The sequence below is a fragment of the Yersinia sp. KBS0713 genome (assembly GCF_005937895.2).
Taxonomy (GTDB): domain Bacteria; phylum Pseudomonadota; class Gammaproteobacteria; order Enterobacterales; family Enterobacteriaceae; genus Yersinia; species Yersinia bercovieri.
The window spans coordinates 1,143,685-1,156,356 of the sequence record NZ_CP042173.1 but is presented as its reverse complement, the minus strand read 5'-3'; the positions used below and the strand labels follow the sequence as shown (position 1 = coordinate 1,156,356).

Here is a 12,672-nt window from a genome sequence, read left to right as displayed (position 1 = left end):
TACAGTCATGTGTTTATGTACAGGAGATTTACCATGCTGGCCCAATTAACCATCAGTAATTTTGCAATTGTGCGTGAGTTAGAAATTGATTTTCAACCCGGAATGACAGCAATTACTGGCGAAACTGGGGCAGGTAAATCCATCGCCATAGACGCTTTAGGATTATGTCTTGGCAGCCGTTCAGATGGCAGCATGGTTCGTTTGGGGGCTACACGCGCTGATATTTGCGCCCGCTTCTCACTGGCAGACACCCCATCAGCCCGTCAGTGGTTGGAAAATAACCATCTTGATGACAGCAATGAATGCTTGCTGCGGCGAGCGATTGGAACAGATGGTCGCTCAAGAGGCTTTATTAATGGCACTGCAGTGCCTTTGTCCCAATTACGCGAACTGGGCCAACACCTGATCCAGATCCACGGCCAGCATGCCCACCAATTGCTGCTAAGGCCCGACCACCAAAAACAATTATTAGATGCTTACGCAGACCAATCACTCCTGCTGGCAGAAATGAAAGCCGCCTATCAGATCTGGCACCAAAGTTGCCGCGCGCTGGCACTTCATCAGCAGCAATCACTGGAGCGTAACGCCCGCCATGAACTGCTGCAATATCAGTTAAAAGAGCTGAACTCATTCGCCCCGCAAGCGGGAGAATACGAGCAAGTTGATAATGAATATAAGCGCCTGGCAAACAGTGGACAACTGTTGTCACTCAGCCAACAGACCTTGCAGCAACTGTCAGATGATGAACAAAGCAACATCCTCAGCCAGCTCTACTCCGCCAAAAATCAGTTAACCGAACTGGCGAGTATGGACGAACAATTCAACAATTTGCTCAATATGCTGGAAGAAGCCTCAATCCAAATTAGTGAAGTCAGTGATGAATTGCGTCATTATGCAGAACAATTGGATATGGATCCCAATCGCTTATATGAGCTGGAACAGAGGTTATCCCGCCAATTAAATCTGGCCCGCAAACACCACGTTGCACCGGAAGATCTGCCACAGTTCCATCAGCAATTATTGGATGAGCAAGAGCAACTCTCACAGCAAGAAAACGATCACGAACAGCTCAGTCATGAAGTTAACACTCACTATCAGCACGCACTTGCTATCGCTAAACGATTGCACGAGGAACGTCAGCATTATGCTGATGAATTAGCTGCATTGATTACTGAGAGCATGCATGAGCTGTCGATGCCACATGGCAGGCTCACTATCGATACCCAGTTTGAGCCAGAACACCTCAGTGCCGAAGGGGCGAGCCGGATTGAGTTCAGTGTCACGACCAACCCAGGTCAGCCACTACAACCACTGGCTAAAGTTGCCTCTGGTGGCGAACTATCTCGCATCGCCTTGGCTATTCAGGTCATTACAGCACGTAAAATGGACACCCCTGCGCTTATCTTTGATGAAGTTGATGTTGGTATCAGTGGGCCGACAGCAGCCATAGTGGGTCGCCTGTTGCGCCAGCTTGGCGAGTCGACTCAAGTCATGTGTGTGACCCACCTTCCGCAAGTTGCAGGTTGTGGTCATCAACATTTCTTTGTGAGCAAACAAACTGATGGCACTGAAACTGAAACACATATGCATCGACTTGATAAAAAAGCTCGCTTGCAAGAGTTGGCGCGCCTTCTGGGTGGCAGTGAAGTGACGAAAAATACCCTGGCAAACGCAAAAGAATTGCTCGCAGCATAGAAAAGATTAACTTTTTTCCTTTCCAGAGGTCATACAGGTGCCCTGTAAAGGTTTCCAACTGCTGCAAGGTCTATTATCATCGTCATCCTACGCCCTAAAGGAATGTGATTACTATGCGCTGTAAAATGCTGACTGCCGCCGCTGTAATGCTTGCAATGCTTACTGCGGGTTGTTCAACACTGGAGAAGGTGGTCTACCGGCCTGATATTAATCAGGGTAACTATTTATCACCTAATGATGCGTCCAAAATTCATAAGGGTATGACCCAGCAACAAGTGGCATATACCTTAGGCACCCCAATGTTGCAGGATCCGTTTGGTACTAAAACCTGGTTCTACGTATTCCGTCAGCAACCTGGTCACGAAAAAATCACGCAACAAACATTAACGTTGACCTTTGATAGCAGTGGTGTGCTGACTGATATCAAAAACGATCCAACGTTAGCAGGAAATTAATTTATCCGAGGATTGCCGAGTAGATTGAGGGGCGGATGCTGATTAGTTTTTTGTGCTGGGCCGATTACTGCTTATGCCACCACAAGATAGAGCACGTTTTTTCTCAAGGGCAGCCTAGGGCAACAATAAAAAAATAAGGCGCGACTGTGCCTTATTTTTTTGTATTCTCTGCGCGCTGGCGGCGTAGTTCTTTCGGATCAGCGATGAGTGGGCGATATATCTCAACCCGATCACCGTCATTAATCTTATCGCCAAGTTTTACCGAGCGACTATAGACACCCACTTTATTTTTTGTCAGATCGATATCTGATCGCAACTCAAGCAGGCCCGATGCTTTAATCGCATCCTCGACAGTACTGCCTTCATCAAGAGAAACAGAGCGCAGATATTGGCGTTCAGGCAGGGCATAAACCACCTCAACGCGAATATCAGACACTATAAACCTCTTTAGCCCGTTGGGTGAACGCCTGCACCATACTTCCAACCAACTCTTTGAATATTTTACCAAAAGCCAATTCAATCAGCTTATTCGTAAACTCAAAATCAAGATGTAACTCAACTTTGCAGGCATCCGCACTCAGTGGCGTAAAATGCCATCCGCCCATTAACTTACGAAACGGTCCATCCACCAGTTGCATATTTATGCTCTGGTTATCAGTCAATGTATTACGTGTAGTAAATGTTTTGCTTATTCCGGCCTTGGCAACATCAACGGCTGCGGTCATTTCATTTTCAGTAGCATCAAGTACTCGGCTTCCGGTACAGCCAGGTAAAAACTCTGGGTAAGAACGAACATCATTAACTAGTTGATACATCTGTTCTACGCTAAACGGAACCAACGCAGAGCGGCTAATTTGTGGCATAACATTTCCTGTGAGACATAAAACGCACTGATAATACCATTTATCTGCCGCCAGACAAAAAATCTGCTAGCCATTCCGTGCAACAAATGAGACAAAATGCACCGGCATCCTGCGGGAAAGGATTTCATTCGCCTCCACATACAGTATAATGATCAACATTATGACAAAGAAAAAAGCATACAAACCTGGTTCCGCAACCATTGCGCAAAACAAGCGCGCCCGCCACGAATACTTCATCGAGCAAGAGTTCGAAGCGGGCCTCTCTTTGCAAGGTTGGGAAGTAAAATCCCTGCGTGCTGGTAAAGCCAACATCAGTGATAGCTACGTCACTTTTAGAAACGGTGAAGCCTTCCTATTCGGGGCAACCATTACACCGCTTAACGTCGCTTCAACTCATGTTGTCTGTGAACCAATGCGTACACGCAAATTATTGCTGAATAAACGCGAACTAGATTCGCTGATCGGCAAAGTTAACCGCGACGGTTTTACTGTAGTTGCCCTTTCCATGTATTGGAAAAATGCGTGGGTTAAAGTTAAAATCGGTGTCGCAAAAGGTAAAAAAGATCACGATAAGCGCGATGACATCAAAGATCGTGAGTGGCAGGTTGATAAAGCCAGAATAATGAAACATGCTAATCGTTAAGTCACTGGCTTAACAGGCGATAGTTCTGGTATACTAAATAAGTTCTTTGGGGCTGATTCTGGATTCGACGGGATTTGCGAAACCCAAGGTGCATGCCGAGGTGCGGAGGCCTCGTAAAAAACCGCAAAAAAAATAATTGCAAACGACTCGCAATACGAATCTGCTGCTTTAGCAGCTTAATCAGCCTAAGAAACTGAAGATTCCCTCTCTCCCTAGCCTCCGCTCTTAGGACGGGGATCAAGAGAGGTCAAACCTAAAAGAGATCGCGTGGACACCTTGCCTGGGGTGAAAGCGTTAAACCCAATCAGGATAGTTTGTTAGTGGCGTGTCCGTCCGCAGCTAACCGGCGAATGTAATGACTGGACTAAGCATGTAGTGCCGACGGCGTAGTAATTTCGGACGGGGGTTCAAATCCCCCCAGCTCCACCAAATAATGATCCGGGTATTACCAGATAAGTCCGGAGAAGTACGGAAAGCCCGCATTCCACCTAGGTTTGCGGGTTTTTTTGTGTCTGTAGTAGTCCGAGGATATCCGGCTAAATCCAGTAAACATTGGTACACGTTTAGGTACACGTTATAATGTGTACCATTAAACGTGTACCAATTATGGAAAAAGGCTAGCTATGGCGCGAATAACACGCCCTTTATCCCACAATGAAATTTTGAAAGCCAAACCTCAAGATAAAGACTTCACTCTGCATGATGGCAATGGTCTATTCCTGCTTGTTAAAACGAGTGGCAAGAAGTTATGGCGTTTACGCTATCAACGCCCTGCCAGTGACAAACGTACAAATGTTAGTCTTGGGGCATATCCCGCACTCTCATTAGCCGATGCGCGACAAATACGAGATGATAAACTAGCACTACTCGCTCGTGGTATTGATCCCCAAGAGAAAGAAGAGCAACAAGCTGAAGAACGCCAGATAGCCCAAGAGAGTATTTTTCAGAATGTTGCACAAAAATGGTTTAGCCTAAAAAAAACACATGTCAGCGAAGAACACGCAAAAGATATTTGGCGCTCCATAGAGAAAGATATTTTGCCATCTATCAGAAATACCCCGGTGCAGGATATCAAAGCGAGAACGTTGATACAGACGTTAGAACCAATCAAAGCACGTGGGGCATTAGAGACGGTCAGGCGATTGGTACAACGTATAAACGAGATAATGATTTATGCGGTAAATGTAGGCTTGATTGATGCTAATCCTGCATCAGGTATAGGTAACGCTTTTGAACGCCCTAAAAAGCAGCATATGCCAACCATAAGGCCAGAAGAATTACCCAAGCTAATGCGTACTATAGCCATGAGCAATCTATCGATACCAACTCGCTGCTTACTTGAATGGCAATTATTGACTCTGATACGTCCCGCGGAGGCATCAGCAACAGCATGGGCAGAGATCGATATTGAGAATAAACAGTGGTGTATACCTGCAGAACGTATGAAAGCAAAACGTGACCATATAGTCCCTCTCTCAGAACAAGCTTTAGAACTGCTAGAGATTATGCGTCCAATTAGTGGTAATCGTCAGTACGTTTTCCCTAGCCGCAATAATCCGAGTAATCCAATGAACAGTCAGACTGCCAATGCAGCTTTAAAGCGTATTGGTTATGGGGGGAAGCTTGTAGCTCATGGATTACGATCAATCGCCAGCACGGCAATGAATGAGACCGGATTCAATGCAGATGTGATTGAAGCTGCCTTGGCACACAGTGAAAAAAATGAAGTGAGGAAAGCTTATAACCGATCAACATATCTTGAACAACGGCGGAAACTCATGCAATGGTGGGGGGATAAGGTATTCTCTACACGATAAATTTTTGGTAACGGAAGTATTCTAATGACCACATCAAATTAGCAATAACATAAAAATGGTGGAGCAGCCTCATCCCTTAGTGTGTGCATTTCTGCTCTTGAAAAAGCCGCAAATCAACTGTTGAAGGTCTTAGATTGGCTATTAACTAGTATATCGTAAACGTAGAGGGCATATTGGCTACTCCTTACTCAAGCTAACACTTTAGTATGTCTTTTTCAATTCCTTACGTTCAAGAGCATTTAGAAGGTCCACGGCTTGCCAATCTACAAACCAATGTTCTCTCGGCATGCTAGCTAAAAAGTCATCAATGTCAGCTTTCAATGGTGCTTTTTTTTGAACAACCCTATAAAAATCTCGTATCCACTTATGCTTATATTTGTTATGGATATATGGGCAACTAATAGAATCTAAGAATAAAGAGCATATCTCAGCATCAGTTTGTATATCATTTAAATCAGATAACTTTTCCGCAATCGAGCTAATAGTCTTAATTTTAATATCATTGTATTTACTAAAGTCCTTAACAATAAACAAACATGAAATTAAATTATAATAAGTATTATTGCCTGAAAAAACCCCTTCCAGAACATCGCTACTAAGTGAGTAATCTTCACCTAACTCACCTATTGTTAGAGCCACATTTATGGCTTCTAAAAAAACAAAACCATCAATTTTTGATTTGTTTTTTAACAACTCACCAGAAAATAAAGATATTGCTCTCTCATGTATTTTTTGTTTTATTGTAGTACTGTAAATATTAAAATTCAGTTCTGAAAATCTGCTGATGATAATTAGTGAGGAACAGAGCTTATATGATGAAGTAACGGAAGGAGATACAGAGTAAAAGAAAAACATAATTTCAATGAAAACTAAAAAAGCATCCTTAATATTTTCTTCGTTTCTAATCAAATATTCACTATCATCATTAACCACAAGTCTTTTTATTCTTTCAAACAAAGAAGAAATAATGTAAGAAGAAACCTCATCATAAGTTACTTGGTGATCAACACAAGCAGATTTTATTGAATCTATAAAATTATTTATTAAATTAGACTTTCTAAATATCCGTTTAGGGATCATTTGAAGGTTTTCTTCCTCTGATGGCCCTATAAACTTATCAATAAAATCATTAATTAACTAACCTACCCGCAATATCAACTTTGATTTCACAGAAAAAAATGGGCGTTGATATTTTAGTGATTTAGATTTGTTAACATGTAGATTAAATGTACTTAAACAGTCTGAGTACATTTCATAAACTTGCTTGGCTACTGTTTCATTAACTCCAAAAATAAATACATCATCAACATATCTTTTTACCTTATAATCTCGACCGTGAATTAAGGATTTCTCACCTGTTAAAAGCTTATCTTCTAATATTGAATCAATTTTTTGAAAAATAATTTCAGCGAAAATCCTACTTACTTCTGGGCCAATAACTATACCATTAGTTTCATTGTAGTTGGAGCGTTGCATTAATGAGTCAAATTCATTCCCAAAATCTGCAATAGCTCCCATTCTTATTTTTACATGTTTTTTATCTTTAGTTGCCCAACTTATAGAATGCGTATAAATACTATCAAAGCATTTTGAAACGTCTAGAGTCCAAAATGAGGGAAAGTCTCTCTCCAACCCTATAAACTCAACAGAATTGTAGAACTTATAAATCCGGTCATAACCTGAATATGAAAAGTATGAAGTGGAATGCTTTAATAATAATTCATTCTCTACATTACTTACACCACCTCTTTTGAACTTTTTAATATCTTCCCAAGAGTTTTTATAATAAAAAGTAGATGCTATCTTTTTTGGAGCTCTAATTGAGAAACTACTACGCGTGCAAAAATGGCAAATAAGAGTGCTAAATTTTTTATAAAACTCTTTTGTTTCCATTTGTGAGATAGGATGGAGTACTGAGAGCTTTCTATAATCGACGTCATTCTTTCTGATTTTATACTGGTATGGTATTGTGTACCCCTTTCTTTTTCCATTTCCAATAACAAGAAAATCAAAAAAATCATTGGAAATAGAATGTTTTCCATGTCTATCGCAATTCTTATATAATCCATCATTGGAATATATTAGTGGAGTTTCAAAGGGAATTGTTTCAGTCACAAGAACTCTGAAAAAATCCTTTTTATCAATTTTTTTCTCTGTGCTGTTAGACATATTTCCAACACTCCTGAATTTCTTTCAGTTTATCAGCTTTAAAATATACATAATGACAATTTTGGAAACCACGCTTGAAACTAAATTTCAACAATCTATATTTTTGCATCTGCGTCAATGATAAATATGAATCTGAAAAGACTTTGCCAGTACCAGATAAAACAGCCTTCTTAATAAACAAATCTAATTCAACCAAAGATTTTGAGCGTTCAACATGCGTCATATGATAGTTATGAAATATTCCAGACAGTCTCTTCCGCTCTCTTTCAGCATCTAACACACTAAAATTTGAGGAAAGAAACCTCAATCTGTTCACTAGCAAACTAAAATCCTTGCTATCATTGAAATCTTTAAATGCGCAGACCAATCTGGTTTTTATTTTCCTAACCTTATCTCCGGATATATCTATTTGAATATCTCTGAAACTATTTTTTATACTTTTATCATATTGTGGCTCATGCACAGTGAATCTATAACCTAAAAAATCCACCTCAAGGATATGATCGAGAGCGTTACCTTTATTCGGTGATACCTTGTTGCTTATTTTTTTATACTTTTCTTTTTTTTATTTAACTGAAGTCCTTTAGGCAGATTTTTTTGAACCTCACTTACGAATTTAACATCATCATCTTCTCCATTAGTGACTATAAATATATCGTCAACGAATCGTGCATGGTAAAACACTCCGGCCTTTCTTTTTATGAATAGGTCAAAATCCTTCATCATGTATTCTGAAATAATTGCACTTGTAGCTAATCCCCTTGGCAAACCAGAATAACCTGAGGCAAGATGTTCATTTAATACATTAGATACGATTTTTTTGTTTCATTTGATAAATACAGTTCTGAATTTATCTTATTTTTCACAAATTCAATATCAAATGATTCATAAAATGATTTTACATCCAGCCTATAAACAGTATATGGATTACCCTCAGACAATATATTCTTAATGTTATCGACAATATCACTTCTATTCGAATACTTGATTTTAAGATAATACTCCAAATTGTTATTCAACTTCCTAAATACCAGTTCCTGAGACAACCCATCAAGCTGAAAAACCACTTTACCTTTTAATGTGTTGCTTCTTAACTTATAAGCTAAAAGAGAAGTTTTAGCCAATTCATCTGCTTCTTTCAAAGCCTTTTCTTTTATGTCCTCGTTACGAATCTCTTTATATTTAAAAAAATCACTTTTTTTAAGCTGATATGCTAGTGTTTTTATATTAAATGATTGGTCGAACATAAATCCTCTCCACCAAACTAAAGTATGGTACTAGCATATTAAGTGTTATTTTATTTCGCAACTAAAAAGATAGAACATTGTGAGATCCGGCAATACAGTTTTACCCACTGCTACCGGGTCTTATAAACTGCCCCAACATGCTCATAACTTACTGTTTCAATTTATATTTTTTTGAAGACATTTTCTTAAGAGCATTAGACTCATCAAACTCCGATTGTAAACCTGTCTTCTAGGAGATCGCTACTGGCCTCTTAACAGTGTGTTGCCTAAGAAATCGAGATGGTTGTTGGATCAATTTCTATCTTCAATCCCCGCGCGCGCAATGGTCCCCCGCCTACGCGCTCTGACTTTATCATGCACTTTTCATGCATGGCATAGAGAGCCTACAAGCCCTTGTGGCGCGGTGTTTCAGATGTTTTTATGCTGGGGTGTTGCATGCAAAATCATGCACTATATGCATGCAGTGCTCTTTTTGGCAGGCTAGCCAGAGAAAAAGCCCTTAAACGGCAAGGGCGTAGTGGTGAGAGTCGGAGAAAAGTCCCCGCCTTGAGAGGTTACAGGCAGGGTGGGATTATTAATGAATTCGTGCGTTAGAACCGTAGCGATTTAATATTTTTCGTTCTGGTAGAATAACATCAGGTATTATTTCAGGCTCTTTAACCGGAGGGCGAGTAATTATTTTATCCACACTCTCAATCGATTTAAAGGTACAAGAACATTCTATATTCTGACGCTGATAATATGCCTCTTTTGTCTGCTCTGATAAATAGCGACTGGCGCGAGTATGAGACGCATGTTTACACACTGGGCAACGCATCATATTAGCATTCCTCTTCTTGCTGTAATTTCTTTCTTTTTATAATTATCTCTTTGGCTAATTTAGAACAAGAAGCCGGGCTATTGTATAACTTCCAGTCCACTCCATCTAAATTAGGCCTATTCCAGCCGATTTTATCTAAAGTTGAGTCTGGGTATATTGAGATCTTATGACGTTCCGCAACACCTACTAATATCTGCCCTACTTGCCGTTCCATTATCTTATCCGGGGTTTCATAACCAAGCTGATTTTCGTTGCCCTCATTAGCTAGTGCTAGAGCACGTAATTTCAACTTAATAACCCTTATCAGAGAGGAGGGGAGTTCCAGTAAAGCCTGTCGCCATTCTTGTTCAGCATAAATTTTAAAGTTATTTTTATAGGTATTTTCAAGTTTTTTTGCTGAATAACAACATGCCAGCATCGCTGAATCTTTATCAAGCTCCAGCTCTTTGATTAGTGTTGAGAACTCCTTAGCTAATTCTTTTTGTGAAATTCGCTGACCATGCTGTTCTTTCAGCTCATCGGTCATTTCACCGCGCATATTACGAAACAAGCTCCGCCAGCTACTTTCCGCCTGCTTGCCTTTTATTTCTGCTTCTTGTTGTTGCTCATGGCAACGAGTAATTGCGGAGGTAACTTCATTCAGTATTAGCATGTTTTTCTGATGTGCTGCTTTCGCCACTTCAAAATGTTCCAAAGGGGTCATGTCAGGGATCGTGCTCATTGGTATAACTCCGTTTCAGTCAAGGTGGAGTCATTTTGCAAGCTCTCACACAACGCCTCAATCAATGCCCGTTGTGCCATTTCCCATACAACACACTCTCAAATCAAACTAAAAGGGCTATAAAAATAATAGTTTTATAAAAACTGTTCACTACTCTTCACTTTAGGAAAAAAGTATTAATAATCAATAAATAAAAGGGTGAACAGTCCATTTAAAACTATTCACCAAGTGTTCACTACTGTTCACTTGGTTAAAAAGAGCTTTTTCTCTGGCTAGCTTAAAAAGCAGGCCAAATCCTCACTGTTGTGCTCAACCACCACCACTCTTTTTAGAGCATTTTAATATCAATCAATGTCTTTTAATTCATTTTAGCTTTAACGACTCAGTACAAAAAAACACCCCTTCCACACATATACCCGAATACACCCACATAGACCCAGAGAGTCAAATACCGTCATTTTTACGCGTGTTTGTTGTGGTAAATCACACAACAACGTCTTGTTGCATCAGGTAAAAATATTCTCACAATAGGGGGCTACCCAACTGAATCCCAGCAAACCCGGCGGTATATGGCCGGACAACAACAAGCTAGCTTTTCATGCTTGCAATGACCCAACAGGCTCTATCCAATACGCCACCACCCATGGCAACACACTACCCGCGTGACCGCTTTATGCGTCTGCCGGAAGTGATTAACACCACCGCATTATCCCGCTCGACCATTTATGAACTGATTAGCCGTGACCACTTCCCCGCACAGATTTCCCTCGGCGGTAAGAACGTCGCATGGCTGGCCTCTGAGATTGAGGGCTGGATGGCAGAGCGTATTGCTAACCGTCAGGGGGTATCAGCATGATCACCCTAAAAATCGGCGAGCAATTCTTCACTCTGAATGATGGCGACGTGCAGTACATCGCTGAGGCGTTCCAGATTGCGCAACAACAACCCGGCCTTGCTTTACCCAAGTACCGCAGCCAGTTAAACGGCGTGGTGCAAGTGATGTCGGGCAATGCGGCAGGCACGCCAGCACAGGCCAATTTCTACTCCCGTGCTCCTACTCAGCCCAAGCCTGATATTCAGACTGATTGTTAAACCGATGACGCTCATTCCGCAAAATGGGTTTTTCTCTGGCTTGCATTTTTTGCAGGCCTTGCGTTATAGTCGCCGTGCTGTCGCAAAATCGACAGCCGGGATTTGCAGCCCGAGCAACTCAATGGCGACTCAACACGCGCCTGGCGTGTTTTTTTATGTCGTAGCTTTAGCCTACCAGTTTTTTGCGCAGTGGTTTCTACACCGCTGTCGCTATCAAGCAATGGTGGCTCAGGCGGGGCAGCCTTCGGGCTGGCCGGTATCCATTGAGGCCGGTACTGCAAACCCCGTCTGGGCTACCACCCATGAGATTTGCAGCTCCGGCGGTAGCAATAACCATGACTCAATGGAGGCTGCCACTATGGCTACATCCCTCACCCCGTTACACCCGCAATTTATCTATCTGTTTGCTGCTGTTCGCCGTACTGAATTAACGGCGCGTCCCTGCATGTTGCGTACCACCGCCAGCAGTGAGAAAAATGCCCGCCTGCGTTTAACCCGTGACTACATCCTGTCGTTTGCTGGCCGTCTGCCACTGGGGGAGGTCGCATGAATACCCTTGCCGCCCGTTATGACTTTGATACGCAGTACAGCATCCCTCACGCCGATTTCTTACGTCTCCAGCATGCACACAATGTCGGTGTGACGTTCCTCGATATGTTGGAAACGCAAAGCAGTCTGTTGCACGGCATTACCCCGCCGTCGCCTGAATCGTTCGCCTCAATGGTGGCGTTACTGACTGACCAGCTCGGACAGGTGATGAACACCTGCGAATCTCAAATTTTATCCCGCATGGAGGCACCTATCGTATGAATATCCTAAATCAATCCTGTCTGCCCGTTGAAGTCCGTACCGCTGTTTATCGCCGCGCGTTGGCCCATGCCTATCTGGATACCTGCGTGTCTCACGGGGTGAGCCTTGGTTACTCGCTGGATGAATTGCAAATGGCGATTGCGATGGATATTGAGGGCTACTTTGTGCGCCAGCACGGGCCAGAAGCCGGTATGGATATGGCCTGCACTATGCTCAGTGACATGGTGCAACCGGATATTTTGCTGGCTCCGCCACGCCTGACAGTATTGGGGCAAAAAATGATGGATGAACTGTGCCAAGCGCAGATAACCACAACCCGCAAAACCACCCTGCACTGAGG

General features: G+C 42.1%; 18 protein-coding genes and 1 other RNA gene. 10 read left to right on the top strand and 9 right to left on the bottom strand.

All coding sequences use genetic code 11. The annotated features are described in order from the left end of the window. The first annotated feature begins 33 nt into the window (after positions 1-33). A complete protein-coding gene (gene recN, locus FFE93_RS05420; protein WP_186367698.1) occupies positions 34-1,695 on the top strand; it encodes a DNA repair protein RecN in 1,662 nt (553 codons plus the stop codon). A 113-nt stretch (positions 1,696-1,808) separates the two neighbouring features. After that, positions 1,809-2,150 (top strand): outer membrane protein assembly factor BamE, encoded by a 342-nt coding sequence (gene bamE / locus FFE93_RS05415; RefSeq protein WP_005274202.1) that lies wholly within the window; start codon positions 1,809-1,811, stop codon positions 2,148-2,150. A gap of 151 nt (positions 2,151-2,301) precedes the next feature. Here bamE and FFE93_RS05410 read toward each other — a convergent pair whose 3' ends face one another. Then, positions 2,302-2,586, bottom strand: coding sequence for an RnfH family protein (locus tag FFE93_RS05410; protein ID WP_049600575.1), 285 nt, complete (start codon positions 2,584-2,586; stop codon positions 2,302-2,304). After that, a complete protein-coding gene (locus FFE93_RS05405) occupies positions 2,579-3,013 on the bottom strand; it encodes a type II toxin-antitoxin system RatA family toxin (RefSeq protein WP_032897860.1) in 435 nt (144 codons plus the stop codon). The genes FFE93_RS05410 and FFE93_RS05405 overlap by 8 nt, the downstream gene beginning before the upstream one ends. A gap of 160 nt (positions 3,014-3,173) precedes the next feature. Here FFE93_RS05405 and smpB point away from each other — a divergent pair, with 160 nt between their 5' ends. From smpB to FFE93_RS05390, 3 genes are all read left to right on the top strand, one after another. Beyond that, positions 3,174-3,656 (top strand): SsrA-binding protein SmpB, encoded by a 483-nt coding sequence (gene smpB / locus FFE93_RS05400; RefSeq protein ID WP_032897911.1) that lies wholly within the window; start codon positions 3,174-3,176, stop codon positions 3,654-3,656. A gap of 48 nt (positions 3,657-3,704) precedes the next feature. After that, positions 3,705-4,085: a transfer-messenger RNA gene (gene ssrA, locus FFE93_RS05395) on the top strand. Between the two features lie 194 nt (positions 4,086-4,279). Beyond that, a complete protein-coding gene (locus tag FFE93_RS05390) occupies positions 4,280-5,473 on the top strand; it encodes an integrase domain-containing protein (protein ID WP_138774887.1) in 1,194 nt (397 codons plus the stop codon). Positions 5,474-5,674: 201 nt separating this feature from the next. Here FFE93_RS05390 and FFE93_RS05385 read toward each other — a convergent pair whose 3' ends face one another. The 7 genes from FFE93_RS05385 to FFE93_RS05355 all read right to left on the bottom strand — a co-directional run bounded on the left by FFE93_RS05385 (position 5,675) and on the right by FFE93_RS05355 (position 10,430). Beyond that, positions 5,675-6,553, bottom strand: coding sequence for a hypothetical protein (locus FFE93_RS05385; RefSeq protein WP_138774886.1), 879 nt, complete (start codon positions 6,551-6,553; stop codon positions 5,675-5,677). 57 nt (positions 6,554-6,610) lie between these two features. After that, a complete protein-coding gene (drt3b, locus tag FFE93_RS05380) occupies positions 6,611-7,642 on the bottom strand; it encodes an antiviral reverse transcriptase Drt3b (protein WP_138774885.1) in 1,032 nt (343 codons plus the stop codon). Beyond that, complete coding sequence (locus tag FFE93_RS05375) at positions 7,635-8,105, bottom strand: hypothetical protein (protein WP_138774884.1); 471 nt, start codon at positions 8,103-8,105, stop codon at positions 7,635-7,637. Before FFE93_RS05375 ends, drt3b begins: the two co-directional genes overlap by 8 nt. Before the next feature lie 77 nt (positions 8,106-8,182). Continuing rightward, entirely contained in the window at positions 8,183-8,410 is a 228-nt protein-coding gene (locus FFE93_RS05370) for an RNA-directed DNA polymerase (protein ID WP_186367697.1), read from the bottom strand. A gap of 29 nt (positions 8,411-8,439) precedes the next feature. Further along, positions 8,440-8,889 carry a hypothetical protein gene (locus FFE93_RS05365; RefSeq protein ID WP_138774882.1) on the bottom strand — a complete coding sequence of 150 codons (450 nt, stop codon included), beginning with the start codon at positions 8,887-8,889 and terminating at the stop codon, positions 8,440-8,442. Positions 8,890-9,463: 574 nt separating this feature from the next. After that, positions 9,464-9,709, bottom strand: a complete 246-nt coding sequence (locus FFE93_RS05360) for an ogr/Delta-like zinc finger family protein (RefSeq protein WP_138774881.1) — start codon at positions 9,707-9,709, stop codon at positions 9,464-9,466. Between the two features lies 1 nt (position 9,710). Next, positions 9,711-10,430 (bottom strand): aldehyde dehydrogenase, encoded by a 720-nt coding sequence (locus FFE93_RS05355; RefSeq protein ID WP_138774880.1) that lies wholly within the window; start codon positions 10,428-10,430, stop codon positions 9,711-9,713. A gap of 598 nt (positions 10,431-11,028) precedes the next feature. On the opposite strand from FFE93_RS05355, the gene FFE93_RS05350 reads away from it, so the two are divergent. From FFE93_RS05350 to FFE93_RS05330, 5 genes are read left to right on the top strand one after another with little or no spacing between them, the layout of a single operon-like run. Next, positions 11,029-11,286, top strand: coding sequence for a helix-turn-helix transcriptional regulator (locus FFE93_RS05350; protein WP_025381895.1), 258 nt, complete (start codon positions 11,029-11,031; stop codon positions 11,284-11,286). Continuing rightward, positions 11,283-11,522 (top strand): hypothetical protein, encoded by a 240-nt coding sequence (locus tag FFE93_RS05345; protein WP_230845849.1) that lies wholly within the window; start codon positions 11,283-11,285, stop codon positions 11,520-11,522. Before FFE93_RS05350 ends, FFE93_RS05345 begins: the two co-directional genes overlap by 4 nt. A 4-nt stretch (positions 11,523-11,526) precedes the next feature. After that, the gene (locus FFE93_RS05340; RefSeq protein ID WP_138774879.1) at positions 11,527-12,072 is read left to right on the top strand and encodes a host cell division inhibitor Icd-like protein; all 546 of its coding nucleotides are present in this window, start codon (positions 11,527-11,529) and stop codon (positions 12,070-12,072) included. Next, positions 12,069-12,332, top strand: coding sequence for a hypothetical protein (locus FFE93_RS05335; protein ID WP_050109210.1), 264 nt, complete (start codon positions 12,069-12,071; stop codon positions 12,330-12,332). Before FFE93_RS05340 ends, FFE93_RS05335 begins: the two co-directional genes overlap by 4 nt. Beyond that, complete coding sequence (locus tag FFE93_RS05330; protein WP_138774878.1) at positions 12,329-12,670, top strand: DUF5375 family protein; 342 nt, start codon at positions 12,329-12,331, stop codon at positions 12,668-12,670. Before FFE93_RS05335 ends, FFE93_RS05330 begins: the two co-directional genes overlap by 4 nt. The last annotated feature ends 2 nt before the right edge of the window (positions 12,671-12,672 follow it).